At 72.1% G+C, this 17075-nt stretch carries 17 protein-coding genes; 8 read left to right on the forward strand and 9 right to left on the reverse strand.

Going from position 1 to position 17075, the window contains the following annotated elements; genetic code table 11:
- Positions 1 to 23: 23 nt before the first annotated feature.
- Positions 24 to 227, forward strand: coding sequence for a hypothetical protein (locus CRP49_RS00955; protein WP_097251701.1), 204 nt, complete (start codon positions 24 to 26; stop codon positions 225 to 227).
- A gap of 85 nt (positions 228 to 312) precedes the next feature.
- Here the strand turns inward: CRP49_RS00955 and CRP49_RS00960 are convergent, their stop codons facing one another.
- The 5 genes from CRP49_RS00960 to CRP49_RS46685 all read right to left on the reverse strand — a co-directional run bounded on the left by CRP49_RS00960 (position 313) and on the right by CRP49_RS46685 (position 5375).
- Positions 313 to 576 carry a hypothetical protein gene (locus CRP49_RS00960; RefSeq protein ID WP_097251702.1) on the reverse strand — a complete coding sequence of 88 codons (264 nt, stop codon included), beginning with the start codon at positions 574 to 576 and terminating at the stop codon, positions 313 to 315.
- Positions 573 to 1436, reverse strand: a complete 864-nt coding sequence (locus tag CRP49_RS00965) for an oxaloacetate decarboxylase (RefSeq protein ID WP_097251703.1) — start codon at positions 1434 to 1436, stop codon at positions 573 to 575. The genes CRP49_RS00960 and CRP49_RS00965 overlap by 4 nt, the downstream gene beginning before the upstream one ends.
- 161 nt (positions 1437 to 1597) lie before the next feature.
- Positions 1598 to 2248: a ThuA domain-containing protein gene (locus tag CRP49_RS00970; RefSeq protein WP_097251704.1), complete on the reverse strand. Its 651-nt coding sequence runs from the start codon at positions 2246 to 2248 to the stop codon at positions 1598 to 1600.
- An 87-nt stretch (positions 2249 to 2335) separates the two neighbouring features.
- Positions 2336 to 4111, reverse strand: a complete 1776-nt coding sequence (locus tag CRP49_RS00975; RefSeq protein ID WP_179851459.1) for a tetratricopeptide repeat protein — start codon at positions 4109 to 4111, stop codon at positions 2336 to 2338.
- A gap of 10 nt (positions 4112 to 4121) precedes the next feature.
- Complete coding sequence (locus CRP49_RS46685) at positions 4122 to 5375, reverse strand: ATP-binding protein (protein WP_179851460.1); 1254 nt, start codon at positions 5373 to 5375, stop codon at positions 4122 to 4124.
- Positions 5376 to 5609: 234 nt separating this feature from the next.
- Here CRP49_RS46685 and CRP49_RS00980 point away from each other — a divergent pair, with 234 nt between their 5' ends.
- Together CRP49_RS00980 and CRP49_RS00985 are read left to right on the forward strand one after the other, a co-directional pair.
- Positions 5610 to 6242, forward strand: a complete 633-nt coding sequence (locus CRP49_RS00980) for a VOC family protein (protein ID WP_097251706.1) — start codon at positions 5610 to 5612, stop codon at positions 6240 to 6242.
- A 42-nt stretch (positions 6243 to 6284) separates the two neighbouring features.
- On the forward strand, positions 6285 to 6857 hold the full coding sequence (locus CRP49_RS00985; RefSeq protein WP_143669942.1) for a hypothetical protein: 573 nt from the start codon (positions 6285 to 6287) through the stop codon (positions 6855 to 6857).
- A 6-nt stretch (positions 6858 to 6863) separates the two neighbouring features.
- Here the strand turns inward: CRP49_RS00985 and CRP49_RS00990 are convergent, their stop codons facing one another.
- Positions 6864 to 7871: a hypothetical protein gene (locus tag CRP49_RS00990; protein WP_143669943.1), complete on the reverse strand. Its 1008-nt coding sequence runs from the start codon at positions 7869 to 7871 to the stop codon at positions 6864 to 6866.
- Between the two features lie 179 nt (positions 7872 to 8050).
- Between CRP49_RS00990 and CRP49_RS00995 the strand changes: the two genes are divergently transcribed.
- Positions 8051 to 8449 carry a VOC family protein gene (locus CRP49_RS00995; protein ID WP_097251709.1) on the forward strand — a complete coding sequence of 133 codons (399 nt, stop codon included), beginning with the start codon at positions 8051 to 8053 and terminating at the stop codon, positions 8447 to 8449.
- On the opposite strand, the gene CRP49_RS01000 is transcribed toward CRP49_RS00995, so the two are convergent.
- Together CRP49_RS01000 and CRP49_RS01005 are read right to left on the reverse strand one after the other, a co-directional pair.
- Positions 8435 to 9121 (reverse strand): helix-turn-helix domain-containing protein, encoded by a 687-nt coding sequence (locus CRP49_RS01000; protein WP_097251710.1) that lies wholly within the window; start codon positions 9119 to 9121, stop codon positions 8435 to 8437. The two genes, CRP49_RS00995 and CRP49_RS01000, sit on opposite strands and share 15 nt — an antisense overlap.
- Before the next feature lie 10 nt (positions 9122 to 9131).
- A complete protein-coding gene (locus CRP49_RS01005) occupies positions 9132 to 10067 on the reverse strand; it encodes an AraC family transcriptional regulator (RefSeq protein WP_097251711.1) in 936 nt (311 codons plus the stop codon).
- An 81-nt stretch (positions 10068 to 10148) separates the two neighbouring features.
- Between CRP49_RS01005 and CRP49_RS01010 the strand changes: the two genes are divergently transcribed.
- A complete protein-coding gene (locus CRP49_RS01010) occupies positions 10149 to 10994 on the forward strand; it encodes an NmrA family NAD(P)-binding protein (RefSeq protein ID WP_097251712.1) in 846 nt (281 codons plus the stop codon).
- 17 nt (positions 10995 to 11011) lie between these two features.
- Here the strand turns inward: CRP49_RS01010 and CRP49_RS01015 are convergent, their stop codons facing one another.
- The gene (locus CRP49_RS01015) at positions 11012 to 12172 is read right to left on the reverse strand and encodes a YihY/virulence factor BrkB family protein (protein ID WP_097251713.1); all 1161 of its coding nucleotides are present in this window, start codon (positions 12170 to 12172) and stop codon (positions 11012 to 11014) included.
- 130 nt (positions 12173 to 12302) lie between these two features.
- Here CRP49_RS01015 and CRP49_RS01020 point away from each other — a divergent pair, with 130 nt between their 5' ends.
- The 3 genes from CRP49_RS01020 to CRP49_RS01030 all read left to right on the forward strand — a co-directional run bounded on the left by CRP49_RS01020 (position 12303) and on the right by CRP49_RS01030 (position 17026).
- Positions 12303 to 13940, forward strand: a complete 1638-nt coding sequence (locus CRP49_RS01020) for an acyl-CoA dehydrogenase family protein (protein ID WP_097251714.1) — start codon at positions 12303 to 12305, stop codon at positions 13938 to 13940.
- Positions 13941 to 14261: 321 nt separating this feature from the next.
- Positions 14262 to 15527 (forward strand): GAF domain-containing protein, encoded by a 1266-nt coding sequence (locus CRP49_RS01025; protein ID WP_179851461.1) that lies wholly within the window; start codon positions 14262 to 14264, stop codon positions 15525 to 15527.
- A 164-nt stretch (positions 15528 to 15691) separates the two neighbouring features.
- Complete coding sequence (locus tag CRP49_RS01030; protein ID WP_097251716.1) at positions 15692 to 17026, forward strand: hypothetical protein; 1335 nt, start codon at positions 15692 to 15694, stop codon at positions 17024 to 17026.
- Positions 17027 to 17075: the final 49 nt, after the last annotated feature.

Raw genomic sequence — 17075 nt, forward strand, 5'->3', positions numbered from 1 at the left:
CAACCCAAGATCGTTTACCGGGCATGAATCCCACCCCCCGCACCGCGGCGGCCCTCGCCGCGGCCGCCGTCGCCCTGGTCACCGCCTACGGCACCGCCCAGGCCGCGAGCCGGATCCTCGCCCCCGCACAGCACCGCACCACCGTGGCCGCCCCCGGCGACGAGCACGACCCGAAGGAGGACGTCGAGCTGGACGAGAACGGCCGCCCGGACCTCCGCGAGGACTGAGGAAAGGGTTCAACGGCACGGCAGAGCAGAAGGGCCGGGCGTCCCCCGCACGGGGTGCCCGGCCCGACCTTCGCACTCCCCTGTCTCAGTCCTCGTCGTCCCGCTCGAGGTCGCCGAAGAGGGCCTGGATGGCGTCCACCGCGCTGCCGTCGTGGTCGCTGCCCGCGGTGCCCTTTCCGGTCTGGAAGTTGAGCGTCCGGTCGACCTCCAGGATCGAGTCCGACTGCGAGTTGTCGATGACGGTGATCAGACTGCTCCCGTTCGCGACCGCGGGCGCGGCACCGGCCCCGAGGAGCGCGGCCACGATCACCGTCGCCGCCCCGAGCCGGGGCCCGGCACCGCGCGTCACACGCCCACGCCCTCGGGCTGCAGCCGCTCGGGGGCGATGTTCCGCTCCAGCAGCGTGGTCGACGCCTTCACGCCGACCCCGCTCGCCGGATCCACCTGCGGCAGCCGCCCGTCCTCCGCCTTCAGCTCGGCGAGCGCGGAGTCCATCGCCTCGTGCGCGGCGAACAGACAGGGGGTGCTGTAGATCGCGACATCGACACCGAGGTCGGACAGCTCACCCAGCGACAGCCGGGGCGACTTGCCGCCGGCGATCTGGTTGAACAGCAGCGGCTTGTCCCCGACCACCTCGCGGATGCGCTTGATCCACTCGACGCTGCGCACCCCGTCGACCAGGACCACGTCGGCGTCGGTCGCGGCGAGCCGCTCGGCCCGGTGCAGGATGTCGTGCTCGTCGGTGGCGTCCGTGCGGGCGACGACGACCAGATCCTTGCGGGTTTCGAGCACCTTCTCCAGTTTCTCCAGGTACTCCTCCAGCGGCAGCACCTGCTTGCCGTCCGCGTGCCCGCAGCGGCGGGGCCGCTTCTGGTCCTCCAGGATCACCCCGGAGGCGCCGATCCGCTCCAGCCCCTCCACGACGTGACAGGCGACCTCGGGGTCGACGTACCCGTCGTCGATGTCGACCAGCAGGTGGTGGTGCGGGAACGCGCCCCGCAGCCGCTGGACGAAGGCCACCATGTCCGGCCAGGCGATGAACCCGATGTCCGGCAGCCCGTAGTACGACGCCGCGAAGCCGAAGCCCGAGACGAACATCCCGTCGTAGTGCTTGGCCGCGATCGAGGCCGAGTACATGTCGTACACGCCGATCAGCGGTGTGGTCCCGGGCCCGGCGATCCGCTCGCGCAGCTTTTTCCCGTAAGTCAAGGTCCGGCTCCTCCTGTGGGTGGGTGACGCGGGACCGGGGGTCGGGCCACCGCGTCTCGACGCCCTTTACCAAGGCAAGAGCATCCCTAGATCCACACGTGACCTGCGTTATACGCGAGCTTTACTCACCCCAATGGCGCAACGGGTTCACCGCAGAAACGTCACTCGGAGAGCCGTCCCGCCCAGGCGATACCGCCGCTCAGGTGACTCAGGAAGTCCGGGTCACGGTAGGCCTCGGCGGCGTGTCCGAGGGCCGTGTAGAACACCCGTCCGTCCCCCTGTCGGCGGCACCAGGCCAGCGGATGGTCAGCTCCCATCCCTCCCCCGGCGTACGACGCCTCGTCCGCCCGCAGCAGCACCCGCACCCGCCCTCGCGGGTTGGACCGGAAGTCGTACCACTCGTCCCTGAAGTCCCAGACGGCGGGCAGCTGCCGGGTCGCGGGATGCTCCGGGTCCTCTACGACGGCCTTCCCGGGCTGGTACTCCGGATGCCGCTCGAAGCGGGCGCCGAGGAGTTCGCCGTAGTACGGCCACCCGTACTCGGTGCACGCGGCCGCGTGCACCCCGACGAAGCCGCCGCCCGACTCGACGTATGCGGCAAGCCGTTCGCGTCCGGCGGGGGTCAGCACGTCACCGCTGGTGGAGAGGAAGACGACGGCCGCGTATGCCTCCAGCGGGCGCTCCAGGTCCGTGGGGTTCTCCGTGTGCTCGACGGTGAACTCCCCCAGTGTGCCTACGGCGTTGACGGCGTCCGGTATGGAGTCGTGGCGGTAGTCGGTGGTGCGGGTGTAGATCAGCAGTCGAGGTGTCATGTGGTCGAGTTTCGATGTTCGCGGGACGAGAGTCACGCTCCGTGTCCATCGCGTTCCCGAAGCTGTCCAGGCGGGCCTGACGGTGGGTCATTCCCTGTCGACTTCGGCGTCCAGGCTGAATTCGAGCTTGGTGAGAGCTGAGACCACGGAGGGAGGCAGCGATGAATTCTGAACTCTGCCGAGGGCGATTGCTTCGGTGTTCGCATCAAAGGCAGCACGGCGTTTCCCGGCCTTGGTGAGTACGGTTCCAAGGCTACGCAAAGCGTCGATGAGTTCGGGGGTGTTCACTTCGGGATCGGTCTCGGCCAGTACTCGCCACAGTGCCACGGACTCCTTTGCCGCTTCGAGAGCAGCTGGGAGACCTCCCTCTTCGCGCAGATGGTGGCCGAGGTTGAAGAGGGCGAGGGCAAGGTCGCGGGTGTACGCATCGGGGTCGTCCTCGGCGAGCGCCCGCCAGAGTGCCACCGACTCCTCGGTCGCATCCAGCGCCTCACGCGACCGACCCACCTGGGACAACTGGTGGCCGAGGTTGTGCAGGGCATCAGCGAGGCCGCGGGAATACGCAACGGGATCGTTCTCGACCAGCGCCCGCCAAAATGCCACCGACTCCTCGGTCGCATCCAGTGCCTCACGCCAACGGCCCACCTCAGCCAAGTGATCGCCGTAGCTGTGCAGGGCTTCGGCGAGGCCGCTGGTATGCACAGCGGGGTTCTCCTCCACCAACGCGCGCCCGAGTGCCACCGACTCCTCGGTCGCATCCAGCGCCTCACGCCAACGGCCCAGCGCAGACAACTGGCTGCCCAGGTTGTGCAGGGCGTCGGCGAGGCGGCGCGTGTACACAACGGGGTTTCTCTCGACCAACGCCCGCCAGAGTGCCACCGACTCCTCGGTCGCATCGAGCGCCTCACGCGACCGACCCACCTCGGCCAAGTGATCACCAAGGTTGTGCAAGGCGTGGGCGAGATCGCGGGTGTGCACATCAGGGTCGTTCTCCACGAGCGCACGCCACAACGCCACCGACTCTTCCGTCGCCCCGAGTCCTTCCCGCGACCGACCCACCTGGGACAAGTGGTGGCCGAGGTTGTGCAGGGCATCAGCGAGGTCACACGTGTACACGTCCGGGTCGTTCTCCACGAGCGCACGCCACAACGCCACCGACTCTTCCGTCGCCCCGAGTGCCTCCCGCAACCGACCCACCTCGGACAACTGGTGGCCGAGGTTGTGCAAGGCGTCAGCGAGGCCGCGGGTGTAGGCATCGGGGTCACGCTCGACGAGCACACGCCACAACATCACCGACTCCTCGGTCGCATCCAGTGCCTCGCGCCAACGGCCCACCTCCGAGAAGTGATCACCGAGGTTGTGCAGAGCCCTGGCAAGGCCCCGGGCGTGGGCGTCCCGCTCGGTCTCGACGAGCGCTCGCCAGAGTGCCACCGACTCCTCCGCCACCGCGAGTGCCTCCCGCAACCGACCCACCTCGGACAACTCGATGCCGAGGAACTGGAGCGCACGGGCGCGTTTCGGGCCCTCGGCGGCTCGGTCGCAAAGTTGCCTGGCCAGGACGAGAGCCGTGTTCGGCAGAGACGTGGTCGAGATGGGAAGCGGCCGGTAGAGCGCGAGCAAGGACGCGTAGGACAGCTCGGCTGACTCGACCGCTACGGCGATCGCGTCGTCGATGGGGCCATGACCGTCCCGTGCGACGGTCAGAGCGACGGGCAGCAGGGTCTCTGGCTGGTGCGCGATCACCTGGGTGACGACCCGGGCCGCGTCCGGCGAGTGCCGCGCGGCGCGCGCGAGTCGGGCAAGGAGTCGGCCGGCGCGGCCTGAGCCGGCGTCGTGGTCGTGGTCGTGGTCGTGCTGAGTCATGGTGGACCCCTCAGGTGAGAAGGGCCGCGGAGGCGAGCGCCGACGGCAGTGAGGGCCGGCTCGCCACGCAGCTCGCGATGTAGCGCTCGGCGAGTCGCGCGGGAAGGTGGGGGTCGAGCCATTCGCCGCCGCGTTGGGCATAGAGCTGGTGCAGCCACAGGGCGAGTTCGCTCAATCGCTCGTCGGGGGAGGAGGCCAGGCCGGGCAGGCATCTGAGCCGGCGTACGAATTGGGCCTTGTCGTCGGCGCCGATCAAGGCGGCCGCAGCGATGGCCGCCTGCAACACCGGAAGGGGAAAGGTGACGTTCCAATTCGCGGCGTCGCTTTGCCACCACGTCTCCTCGGACTGGAACAGCCGGCTCAGGGCCAAGCTGATCGGGACGCTGCCGGACAGGCCGTGGAAGGCGACACTGGCGGCTGCGGCGTGGAGTTCGGCGATGGGGGTGGCATTGGTGATGCCCGTCAGCGTGACGGCCGGCGGCGCACCACCGAAGTGGTCGGCGTAGTGATTGACGGCTCGCTGGAAGAGCTGCTGCTGACCGGGTACGTCGCTGCCCATGGGGGTCAGATGCGTGCTCCCGGGCGGTTTGAGGCCGGCATGGGCGGCGGGATCCATCCGTTCGCGCAGTCCTCCCCACCAGCCGCCGAAGTCCCGGGCCGCCAGCACCACCCGGAGCCGGACTTCGGGCGGTTCGTTCGCGACCGCGCTGAGCATCGCGGCCAGGTCGCCAGGGTCCGGCTGGGTGTCGGCATCGTCGACGACGAGCAGGACCGGCCCGCTTCCGCCTCGTAGAGCGGCGGCTGCCACCGCGTCGGCGGCCTTTCCCCGACGTACCCAGCCGCACCTCCACCCTTCCTCCGTCAGCGTGTGTGCGGCTTGCAGCAGGAGCCGGGTCTTGCCGGTGCCGGCATCGCCTGCCACCCGCCACACGCGACGTGAGTCACTGCTTCTGCACCAGTGGACCAAGGCGCGTACGTCGGCACCGCGCAGCGGTGAGAACGGCACCACCTGCTGGTCCGGGTTCACGGCGGCCAGCAGACTGCTGGTCGCGGTTGCCCCGTCCACGCCACTGGCGGGACCTGTGGTCACTGCCGCTTCCCAGGTGCGCCGCGCGTCGTCGCGCTCCCTGCGCTCCTCCCACCAGAGCGTTCCCGCTCCCGCGAGGCCGCCGGCCGCGAGACCGAGCACTGCGGCGATCATGGGTGAAACGAAGTTGGCCAGAGCCGACACAGCTGCCGAGGCAGCGGCGATCAGCACCGCCACGGCACCGGCGGTGAGTTGTCGTCGCCGCTCCCCGGGCCACATAGGCACGGCTGCCCCCCGTGTTGCTTGTCGTCCCCCCGCTCGGCACACGCCGGGCGTGTGAAATACCCGCCTACGAACGGTGTGGAACATAGCGCACGGACAAGGCCAGGGCCTCAGGGGCAATGAGGACGTCGGTGCGATGCCGGCCCAACGGCCGGATGGTGTACGGCGCCATGCTCTAACCTCGCCGGAATGAATCCCATCCCTCCGCTGCTGGACCACCTCGTCCTCGCCACACCCGATCTGCCCGCGACCGTCGCCGAGTTCGCGTCGCGGACCGGGGTGACGCCCGCGCCCGGTGGGGTGCATGTCGGGTTGGGCACGCGGAACTACCTGGTCGGGCTGGGCGGCCGGAGCTATCTGGAGATCATCGGGCCGGATCCGGAGCAGCCGGAGCCGGTGGAGCTGAGGCCGTTCGGGGTGGACCGGCTGGCCGGGCCGGCCACGGTGACCTGGGCGATCAGCCCACCCGACCTGGAGGCGGCCATCGCGGCTGCACGCGAGCGGGGATACGACCCCGGGCCCATCCACCCGATGAGCCGTCGCACCCCCGACGGCACCCTGCTGCGGTGGCGGCTCACCGACAGCGGCAGCGGGCATCCCTCCGGACTGGTCCCGTTCCTCATCGACTGGGGCGGCTCGGTGCACCCCGCCGCCTCGGGACTGCCCGTCACCCCGCTGCTGGAGGTGACGGCCACGGCTCCGGAGCCGGACAAGGTACGGCCCCTGCTGTCGGCGCTGGGCACCGAGCTGGCCCTCGGTGAGGGGCCGTTCATGATCTCGTTCACCGTCCGGACACCGGAAGGGCCGGTCACCTTCGGCTGAGCCCCGGAAGCCCGCGTGCCCTCCGTGTGCCAGCATGAGGCTGTGATCGTGGTCCTCCCCGGCTGGGTCTGGCGAGGCGGTCCGGTGCGCAGGGCAGTGAGCGTCGGGCTTCCGGCTGGTGTCTTCTTCGGCGCGTTCGTACTGGCCGAGTCGGGGTCATGGGTGGGCGCGGTCGCGGCGGTTCTCGTCCTCGGCCCCTTCTACGGAATCAGGGTGGCCCGACGGATGGGCAGGGTCTGGCCCGGGGCCAGGGACCTGGAGCCCGCGGATCGGTCGGCGGTGGTGCGCGCCGCCCGACGTGGTGAGGACATCGGTGACGCCCGGCTGGCGCCTGCCGTCATCGACTACTGCGACGGCCTGCGGACAGCACGGGAACAAGACCGCCTCTTGCTCTGGGTGGCCCTGATCTTCGCCGGACTGGCCGTGGCTCTCGCGGTGATCGACGCCTCCTCCGGATCGACGCGGGAGGCATGGGTGTCGTGGCTGTTCGTCCTGCTCTTCCTCGTGGAACTGACGTGGTGGCCCAGGAAACAGACGCGCATCATGTCCCGGGCGGAACAGGCGGAGCAGTCGGCCCGTCGCCTGGTGCGGCAGCGGAATTCGGCCGGTGAGTGAGACGGTCTAGAACAGGCGGAAGGGGAAGGTGAAGCAGTCCCCCGCCTGGTCGTAGATCCCGCGCAGCCACGGCTGCCGTACGGCGGGAAGTCTGGCCAGCGTGTACAGGAACAGGCGGCGGTCGGGCCAGAACGTCCACCTCGGGCGCAGTGGCAATGGATCGTCGCGCTCGACGCCGCGGGGCAGTCCGCCGGTCACCGGCAGGCGCGGGTGGTCCGCGGGGAAGGCCAGGCCCAGCCACACGTCGGCGGGCAGCGGTACGGTCGCCGGGCCGCCGGGTGGCTGCCATGCCTCGCCCGTCTGCGGATGCACCGGGACCAGCGCGATGTCCGCACCCGGCGCGGACAGACCGGGGCCGGCCAGGGCCACCGTACGGGCCGGGCGCCCGGGCGGGAGAAGAACGTCGAGTGCGCGGCCGAACATGTCCGTGACCAGTCCGCCGGGCAGGGCCACACGGGCGCCTGCCGAAGCCACCAACAGGTGGGCGAGGGCCACACCGGCGGCCGCCTCCCACTGCGGGCTCCAGAACCCGGGCTGCTCGACGGGCGGAGTGCTGCGCCCCTGCTCCACCACGGTGTCCCAGTCGATGACCCGGGGAGCGGAGCCCGGAACGCGGCGTACGGCGGCGGGATGCAGCCACACCGCCTGCCAGAGCGAGCAGTCGTCCATCCTGGTCGCCACCGCCTGGCCGCACTCCTCACAGGCCAGGTTCGGGCCGTCCCTGCCGTCCAGGCCCAGGCAGTAGCCGTCGTGGCCCGGGATCAGCACGGTGCCCCGGATGTCGCCCGGCGCGACGACGACCGCGCCCGGCGGGCCGGAGGGCAGGGAGTACACCGGAGCGAACACCCCCTCGGCCGCCGCCCCCTCCTCGCCGACCTCATCCCAGGGACGCCAGGGCGGCCCCCAGGGCTTGGAGTCGACGGCGTACGTTCCCGATTCCATCAGCGCGGGGAGCATCTCGTGCCCGTAGTGCTGTCGGGCCCGCACGGGAAGCGCCACCCTCGACACGGGCACGGTCAGTTCCGTACCGCACCGGTCACACACGAACACGTCGGCCAACAGCCACTCCCCCTCGATCGAACGGATGGATCATTCCGGCGGGGGGAGGCGGGTGCAACCGGTTATCCGTCGGCGGCGACGCCGTGTCCGATTCCTTCAAGACCGGGCATCCGGCCCCTGCCTACGGTGAACCCATGACTCCACGATTCGCCGTGATCGGCGTGGTGGCCTCCGACCTGGCCGCCTCGCTCGCGTTCTACCGTCGCCTCGGGCTGGTCTTCCCCGCAGGGGCCGAGGACCAGCCGCATGTCGAGGCCGAGTTGCCCGGTGGGCTGGTGCTCGCGCTGGACACCGAGGAGACCGTCCGGTCGTTCCACTCCGGGTGGCGGCCGCCCGCCGGCGGGGGCCGGGTCGGGCTCGCCTTCCGGTGCGGCTCGCCGGCCGAGGTCGACGCCGTGTACGAGGATCTGGTGGGCGCCGGGTACCACGGGGAGCTGAAGCCGTGGGACGCCTTCTGGGGGCAGCGGTACGCCACCGTGCACGACCCGGACGGCAACGGCGTCGATCTGTTCGCGCCGCTAGCCGCTCAGTAGCTCTCCGAGGGGCATCCCGGACAACTCCCTTACGTCCCGGGCGAGATGGGGCTGGTCCGCGTATCCGGCGCGGGCCGCCGTCTCGGCGTACGGGACGCCGGAGCGGGCTAGGGTGAGGGCGCGTTGCAGGCGCAGGACGCGGGCCAGGGTCTTGGGGCCGTAGCCGAACGCGGTCACGCAGCGGCGGTGCAACTGGCGGGCGCCGATGCCGAGTTCGGTGGCCGTCGCCGCCACCGGGCGGCCCGTGTCCAGGCACTCCACCAGGTGGTGCAGGAGCGGGTCGGGGGGCGGCGACTGGGCGGCCCGGTCCAGGGCGATGTCCTCCAGGACCGTCGCCGGGTCGGGGGCCGCTTCGATACGGTCGCGCAGGCGCCGCACCCGGGCGGCGGGCCACAGGTCCGTCAACTCGACGCGTGCGTCGCGCAGTTCGTGGGCCGGCACGCCGAGCAGGGCGGGGGCGGTGCCGGGGAAGAAGCGGATGCCGGCCCAGGCGCGGGGCGGGCCCTCGGGGACGTACGCGCGGGTGTCGGGTCCGGCGACCAGCAGCCGGCCCTCGCTGAACAGCAGGTCCATGCAGCCGTCGGGCAGTACCGGGCGGACACCCTCCAGGTGCTCCGGGGTGCGCCGCCACACCACCGCGCCGGTCAGCCGGGACGGCCGCTCCTCGTACACGTACGCCAGGTTACGCCGCCCTCGTGCGGTGCTCCTGGGGGCTGACCCCGTACACCCGCTTGAAGGCGCTGGACAGGGCGAAGGCGCTGCCGTAGCCGACCCGGCGGGCGATGGCCGCGAGGGTGTCCTCGCTGTCGCGGAGCCGGTCGGCGGCCAGGGCGAGACGCCAACCGGTGAGGTAGGCCATCGGGGGTTCGCCGACCAGTTCGGTGAAGCGGCGGGCCAGGGCCGCCCGGGACACCCCGGCCTTGGCGGCGAGCGCGTTCACCGTCCAGGGGTGGGCCGGGTCGTCCTGGATCAGGCGCAGGGCGCGGCCGACGACCGGGTCGCCGAGGGCCTGGTACCAGGCGGGTGCGGCCGCCTCGGGGCGGGAGAACCAGGCCCGCAGCGCGCTGATCACCAGGAGGTCGAGCAGGCGGTCCAGGACCACCTCCTGGCCGGGTTCGTCGCGGACGATCTCCTCCATGAGCAGCGGGGTGAGCGGGCACTGCCACACCTCGGCCGGGAGGGTCAGCAGCGGGGGCAGGGCGTCCAGCAGGCGGCCGCTGATCTCGCCCTGCATCAGGTAGGTGCCGATCAGCATCACGGTCGGGGCGTCCGGGCGGTCGCCCCAGGTGCGCACACCGAGGTCCATGGAGCCGTTCAGGGAGCTGCCGTCGGGGTAGCGGCACTCGCCGCCGGGCAGGATCAGCGCCTGCGGGGCGGTGCCGGGGGTGTCGGCGCAGGTGTACGGGTCGGGGCCGCGCGCGATGGCCAGGTCGCCGGGGCGCAGCCGTACCTGCTCGCCGCCGTCGGGGGTGATCCAGGCGTCGCCGCGCGCCATCAGCATGACCGTCAGCGGGGCGCGGTCCTCCACACGCACCGCCCAGGGCGGCTCGAAGCATGCGCGGATCATGAAGGCGCCGTGCGCGCGGGGGCCGTCCAGCAGGCCTGCGAGAGCGTCCATGGGGTCAGCGTAGACGCGCGCTTATGCGCCTGAGCCGATCGGTGATGGTCCCTTGTCCGGGGCCGCAGTTGACTGACGGACATGACACGGAACACGGGTGAGACACAGGGTTCGACAGTGGTGGTGACCGGCGCGTCCGGTCGTACGGGCAGCCGGGTCGCCGAGGCCGCGCGGGTGGCCGGGCTGACGGTCCGGGCGGCCTCGCGGGCGCGGGGCTTCGACTGGCACGACGGGTCGACGTGGCCACAGGTGCTGCGCGGCGCCGACGCGGCATACCTGGTGTACCCCTCGGACGTGGGGGCGCCGGACGCGGCGGAGACGGTCGGACGCCTGGCCCGCGAGGCCGTCGGTCTGGGGGTGCGGCGGCTGGTGCTGCTGTCGGCGCGGGGCGAGCAGCAGGCCCGGCCCACCGAGGAGGCGCTGCGCGCGTCGGGCGCGGACTGGACCGTCGTACGGGCCGCGTGGTTCGCGCAGAACTTCAGCGAGGGCCCGCTGGTGGCGGAGCTGCGGGAGTACGGCGAGCTGGTGTTCCCGGCCGGGGCGGTACGGGAGCCGTTCGTCGACGCGCGGGACATCGCGGACGTGGTCGTGGCGGCGCTGACCGGGGGCGAGCGGTACGTCGGACAGGTGGTGGAGGTCTCCGGGGCCCGGCTGCTGACCTTCGGCGAGGCGGTCGCGGAGGTCGCGGCGGCGACGGGGCGGGAGCTGTCGTACCGGGCGGTGCCGGCCGCGGAGTACGGCGAGCGACTGGCCGGGTTCGGGGTGCCGCCGGAGGAGGTGGACTTCCTGGTCGACCTGTTCGCTTCCCTGCTCGACGGGCGGAACGCCCACCTCTCGGACGGGGTACGACAGGTGCTCGGCCGTGAGCCGCGGGACTTCGGGGACTTCGTGCGGGAGGCCGCGGCGGCGGGGGTGTGGAAGCCGTGACCCGGGAGCGGGCGGCGTTACTTCGGTGACGTGTCCCCGTTCACCCCGTGGGCCTTATGTGTGTGGTGGTGCGGGTTCTTCGCGTGGGTGCGCAGGCGGGCCGTGACGTCCTCCGGGGGGAGGAAGCGGGACCAGCGCTCGGGGAACTCGGACGGCATGTCGGGGTCGTCGGGGTCGGCCTCGCGGGCGGCGGCGACGCGGGCGACGTACTCGACGACCTCCGCCTCGCGCAGCCGCTCGTTGGCGGCGCGGGCCGCGGCCGTGGAGGCGGCCGGCCAGACCCGGTCGATGGCGGCGTTCACCGCGGCGCCGACGAGCACGGCGAAGGCGGACACGCCGATCCAGAGGAGCACGGCGACGGAGGCGGCGAGGGAGCCGTAGATCGTGGCGCCCTCGATGGTGCTGGTGAGGTAGATGCGGAGGAGGAAGCTGCCCAGGACCCACATGGCCAGGGCGACCAGGGCGCCGGGGACGTCCTCGATCCAGGGGGAGCGTACGGGCACGGACACGTGGTACAGGGTCGTCAGGAAGACGATGGACAGGACGATGACGACGGGCCAGTACAGGACCTGGACGACCGTCGCCGACCAGGGCACGACCCCCACCACCGCGTCCGGCCCGGCCACCATCAGCGGCAGCGCGACCGAGCCGATCAGCAGCGCCACGATGAACAGCAGGAAGGACATCATCCGGGTCTTGACGATGCCGCGGACGCCGTCGAGGCCGTACATGACGGTGATGGTGTCGATGAAGACGTTCACCGCGCGGGAGCCCGACCACAGGGCGAACAGGAAGCCGATGGAGATGACGTCGGGCCGGCCGCCCCTCATCACGTCGTGCAGGATCGGCTCGGCGATCTCCTTCACGCCCTTGTCGGACAGGACCGTGCGGGAGGCCTCCAGGATGTTGTTCTCCAGGCTCTGGATGGTGTCCGCGCCGGTCCAGGCGTCGACGTAGCCGAGGAGGCCGATGAGGCTCAGCAGCAGCGGCGGCACGGACAGCAGCGTGAAGAACGCCGCCTCGGCCGCCAGACCCAGGATGCGGTACTCCATGCAGGAGTTGACGGTGTCCTTGAGCAGCAGCCAGGCGGTCCTGCGCTTGGAGACGTTGCGGTAGAGGGCTCGGGCCCGGTGGAGCCGGCCGGCGGGCCGCTCGGGGGTTTCACTTCCTGGCTGCACGACCTAACGGTATCCGCCGAACGGGACCGTTCTCACCTTCCTGGGCAGGTGACCGGGTCCGACGCGGCGGGGGCGGTGCTGTGCGACTCTGGAGACCCGTACCGCCGTGATCCCGGGTAGGTTCGCAATCATGGCAGGCAACTCCACCCACACCGTGACGAACCAGCCCCCTCCGCTGGTGGGATACGACCTGTTCACCGCCGACCGGGCCCTCGGCGAGGCGGTCGAGCGGCACGCGGATCCCGATGTGCTGGACGAGGTGCGCGACGAGCTGTCCGTGCTGGGCCGGGCCTCGGGTTCGGCGCAGGTGCAGGAGTGGGGGGTGCAGGCGAACGAGCATCCGCCGCGGCTGCGCACGCACGACCGGTACGGCCACCGGATCGACGAGGTCGACTTCCACCCGGCCTGGCACCGGCTGCTCGGCAAGGGGGTCGGGGCGGGGCTGACCGGCGCCTGGACGCGTCCTGCCGGGCATGTGCGCAGGGCGGCCGGGTTCCTGGTCTGGACCCAGGTCGAGGCGGGCAACTGCTGCCCGCTGTCGATGACCCACGCGGCCGTGCCCGCGCTGCGGGCCGACCCGGTGCTGGCCGCCGAGTGGGAGCCGCGGCTGACGTCCACGGTCTACGACCGTGAGCTGCGGCCCGCGGCGCGGAAGCCCGGCGTCCTGTTCGGCATGGGCATGACCGAGAAGCAGGGCGGCAGCGACGTACGGGCGAACACGACCGAGGCCCGGCCGCTCGCCGAGGACGGGACGTACGTCCTGACCGGGCACAAGTGGTTCTGCTCGGCGCCGATGTCTGACGGCTTCCTGGTCCTGGCCCAGGCCCCCGGCGGGCTCACCTGCTTCCTCGTCCCGCGCGTCCTCGCCGACGGCACCCGCAACGTGTTCCTCATCCAGCGGCTCAAGGACAAGCTGGGCAACCGGTCCAACGCCTCCGCCGAGGTCGAGTTCGCCGGGACGTGGGCGCGCCGGGTCGGCGACGAGGGGCGCGGGGTGCGCACCATCATCGAGATGGTCGCCGCGACCCGGCTGGACTGCGCGCTCGGCGCGGCGGGCCTGATGCGGCAGGCGGTGGCGCAGGCGGTCCACCACTGCACCTACCGGGAGGCGTTCGGCGGAAAGCTGGTCGACAAGCCGCTGATGCGCAACGTGCTGGCCGACCTCGCGCTGGAGTCCGAGGCCGCGACCGCGCTCACGCTCAGGCTCGCGGCCGCCTACGACGACGGGGGCGAGCAGGAACGTGCCTTCCTGCGGCTCGCGGTGCCGGCCGCCAAGTACTGGATCACCAAGCGCTGCGCCCCGGTGGCGGTGGAGGCCGCCGAGTGCCTGGGCGGCAACGGCTACGTCGAGGAGTCGGGACTGCCCCGGCTGGTGCGCGAGTCGCCGCTGAACTCCATCTGGGAGGGCGCCGGAAACGTTCAGGCACTGGACGTGCTGCGGGCGCTGCAGCGCGAGCCGGGCGCACTGGACGCCTGCCTCACCGAGATCGGGCGGGCGCACGGCGCCGACCACCGGCTGGACCGGGCGGTGAAGGACCTGTTCACCGAACTCGCCGATCTGGACGGCATCGAGGGCCGGGCCCGGCGGCTGGTCGAGCGCCTCGCACTGGTGCTCCAGGGTTCACTCCTGGTGCGGTTCGCGCCGCCGGAGGTCGCCGACGCGTTCTGTGCCTCCCGGCTCGGCGGCGACCGGGGCGCGGCCTTCGGCACCCTGCCGAAGGGCCTGGACCTGGCCTCGGTGGTGGAGCGCGCCCGGCCGCTGTCCTGACCCCGCTGACCTGCGCTTTCAGGGAGACACGGTACGGGGGTGGTGCTGCGCCGACACGGCACCACCCCCGCCTCCTGGGCCCGTTGGAGGCCACGAAACGCCGCCCGAAGGCGGCGCCGGGTCAAGTCTCAGCCAGCCTCGTGCCATTCACCAGGGTTGCAGGGGGTTGCAACTTGTTGGTGACTGTGCGCGGACTCTGTGCCTCCGGCATGCGCCGGACGGCAGTATGTGGGGAGAAGTCGGACCGGAAACCGCCGCCCGGACGGCTTGACAAGTGTGTTCGACACCCTTTCCGGGAGGACCCCAGTGGTGAACCCGCCGATGAACGTGGCGCGTCTGGTCGTCGTGGACGCGGCGCAGGCGGCGCGGGTGCTGAGCGAGTTGCGTGAGGCCACGCTCGCCGGGCAACGTGCGCGGATCGCGCCCCGGCCGGAGATCGAGCAGTCCTGGGGACGGATGCTGCGCAGCGGGGTCGACCCCGACCACGACTTCAGATCCCGGCCGCTGCCGGCCGACGAAGTGCGGCGCAGACGGGAGGAGTCGCCGCTCAGGCACATCATGCCGGTGCTGCGCCAGGGGCTGCTTTCGGTCGCGGACGTCGCCCAGCACATCATGGTGGTTGCCGACGCCGAAGGACGCGTTCTGTGGCGGGAGGGATCCTCGCCGGTGCTGCGCAAGGCCGACGGGCTCGGCTTCGAGCTGGGCGCGGACTGGCGGGAAGACGTCGTCGGCACCAACGGCGTGGGCACCCCCGCGGTCGTACGGCGGCCCGTGCAGGTCTTCGCCGCCGAGCACTTCGTGCGCTCGCACGCCTCCTGGACGTGTACGGGCGCCCCGATCACCGACCCCAGGGACGGCCGGCTGATCGGGGTGGTGGACGTGAGCGGCCCGCTGGAGACCATGCATCCGGCGACGCTCGCCTGGGTGGACTCGGTGGCCAAACTCGCCGAGGCCCGGCTGCGGGAGCTGCACCTGGCCTCGCTGGAGCGGCTGCGCGCGGTGGCGGCGCCGGTGCTGGCCCGGCTGGACGGGCGGGCCCTGGTGGTGGACCGGGACGGCTGGACGGCGGCCGTGAGCGGAATGCCGTACCTGCGGCGCGTGGCGCTGCCCAAGTCCCTCACACCGGGCCACCGGTGGCTGCCCGCGCTCGGCGCCTGTGCGGTGGAGCCGCTGGCCGAGGGCTGGCTGCTGCGGGTGGCCGAGGAGCCGCTGCCGTCCAGCGCCACCCGGATCCTGCTGGACCTGAGCCGCCCGGGCCGCAGCTCGGTGACCGTGGCCCGGGCGACGGGTTCCTGGTCCCGCGAACTCAGCCCCCGGCACGCCGAGTTGCTCTACCTGCTCGCCGAACACCGGTCGGGGCGCGGCGCGGCGGGCCTCGCCGAAGACCTGTTCGGCGATCCATCCAGAACGGTAACAGTAAGAGCGGAAATGTCCAGAATTCGCCGATATCTTGGGGATCTTCTGCAACATCGGCCGTATCGTTTCTGCGAGAACACCGAGATCGAGGTGCTCCTGCCCGACAACCCCCGTGACCTGCTGCCCCGGTCGACGGCACCCGCGGTGGCACGGCGCCGGACACCTGGCTGATCCCATGGGGCGCGGGGGCGGTTCGAGGCGGGCATCTTCCGCATATTTGCGGGTCTTGCCCCTGCGGCGCCCGCCGCTGCCGTAGCATCGCTACGGGCCTCCCCACCTGCTCCTCGGTCAACGTACGGACCACCAGGCGCAGTTGGCCCGCCTCGGGAGGAAAAATGAAGCATCGCGGCAGACACCGCCGGCGCAGACGGGGCGCAGCCGTGCGCGCGTTCCTCGCCGGGACCGCGCTGGCGCTCACCGCGGCCGCCACGCTGATCAGCGCCTCACAGGCCACCGTCGCCGAGAACCCGGGCGCGCTCAAACCGCTGACCTCCCCGGCGGAGACCGACCAGCTGCGCCTGCAGGAGCACCTGGTGCCCGCCCGCACGCTGAACCGGCTCGCCTCGTCCATGGGCCGCCCCGTCGGCGTGGACGCCGTCCTGCAGAGCGCCGACCGCACCCTGAGCGCGAGCGCCGACTGCACCTCCGAGGACCACGCGTCCCTGCCCGTCGCCCCGGCCGCCACCCGCGCCTACTGCTGGGACCCGGCCGACACCGCCACCACCGCCTGGCGACCGGCCTCCGTGACCACCTCCGGGGACGCCGACGACGACGGCGTCTGGGGCACCCACCGGGCGATCCTCACCGGCTGGACCCACAGCACCACCACCGGGGCCACCGCCGAGCGCGGCCTCGCCCGGGTCGCCTTCGTCGACGCCGACGACCCCGACCGCCCCGTCTACCGCTGGGTGCTGCTGGTGGTCCCCGTCGACGGCGGCCGCGACTACCGCGGCCTCGCCTCCGGTGTCTCCGGCATGGTCTGGTACCAGGACAAGCTCCTGGTCACCACCACGACCGGCAGCGCCGACGCGCTCTACGTCTACGACCTCGACCGCATCCAGCGCACCACGGTCGACACACCCGCGATCGGCCGGGTGCCCGGCGGCTGGTCCGCCGACGGCTACGAGTACGTGATGCCCGCCGTCGGCTCCTACCGCTACCTCGCCGGCCGCTGCACCGCCTCCGGCCCGCCCTGCCCCGCGAGCCTGTCACTGGACCGGGGCACGGCACCCGACAGCCTGGTCGCCGGCGAGTGGACCGCCCCCGGCAGCGCCCGGCACGCCCGGCTGTGGCGGTACGCGTTCAGCACGGACCCCGCGCGCGCCGGGCTGCTCGCCACCGACGCCGCCGGGCGGGTGGACGCGGTCGAGGCCTACCGGACCCGCGCGACCGGGATCCGGGGCGTGCTGTCGTACCGGCAGGCCGGGGCGAAGGGTCCGTCCTGGTATGTGGGACAGCTGTCCGGCTCCGGGGACGGCCACGGCGGACTGTGGCGGCAGGACGCGAAGGGGGCGAAAGCGGCACACTGCGGCTCGGACGCCTCCCACCACTGCTGGGCCGCGTCCGCGGGCTCCCTCTCCTACTGGCAGGAGACCGGCGAGGTGTGGTCCGTGTCGGACCGGATGCTGTTCGCGGTGCCCCTGGCGGTGCTCGACGGCTCGCTGGGCTGAGCCGCGGGGCCGGGCGACCGATGCGGCGATCAAGGGAGTGACCTGCACG

This window comes from Streptomyces sp. Ag109_G2-15 (genome assembly GCF_900215565.1).
In the GTDB taxonomy this organism is placed as follows: domain Bacteria; phylum Actinomycetota; class Actinomycetes; order Streptomycetales; family Streptomycetaceae; genus Streptomyces; species Streptomyces diastatochromogenes.

Coding starts and splice junctions, on each gene's coding strand:
- CRP49_RS00955 (WP_097251701.1), top strand. CDS start 24: ATGAATCCCACCCCCCGCACCGCGGCGGCCCTCGCCGCGGCCGCCGTC.
- CRP49_RS00970 (WP_097251704.1), bottom strand. CDS start 2,248: ATGACACCTCGACTGCTGATCTACACCCGCACCACCGACTACCGCCAC.
- CRP49_RS00975 (WP_179851459.1), bottom strand. CDS start 4,111: ATGACTCAGCACGACCACGACCACGACCACGACGCCGGCTCAGGCCGC.
- CRP49_RS00980 (WP_097251706.1), top strand. CDS start 5,610: ATGAATCCCATCCCTCCGCTGCTGGACCACCTCGTCCTCGCCACACCC.
- CRP49_RS00995 (WP_097251709.1), top strand. CDS start 8,051: ATGACTCCACGATTCGCCGTGATCGGCGTGGTGGCCTCCGACCTGGCC.
- CRP49_RS01005 (WP_097251711.1), bottom strand. CDS start 10,067: ATGGACGCTCTCGCAGGCCTGCTGGACGGCCCCCGCGCGCACGGCGCC.
- CRP49_RS01010 (WP_097251712.1), top strand. CDS start 10,149: ATGACACGGAACACGGGTGAGACACAGGGTTCGACAGTGGTGGTGACC.
- CRP49_RS01020 (WP_097251714.1), top strand. CDS start 12,303: ATGGCAGGCAACTCCACCCACACCGTGACGAACCAGCCCCCTCCGCTG.
- CRP49_RS01025 (WP_179851461.1), top strand. CDS start 14,262: ATGAACGTGGCGCGTCTGGTCGTCGTGGACGCGGCGCAGGCGGCGCGG.
- CRP49_RS01030 (WP_097251716.1), top strand. CDS start 15,692: ATGAAGCATCGCGGCAGACACCGCCGGCGCAGACGGGGCGCAGCCGTG.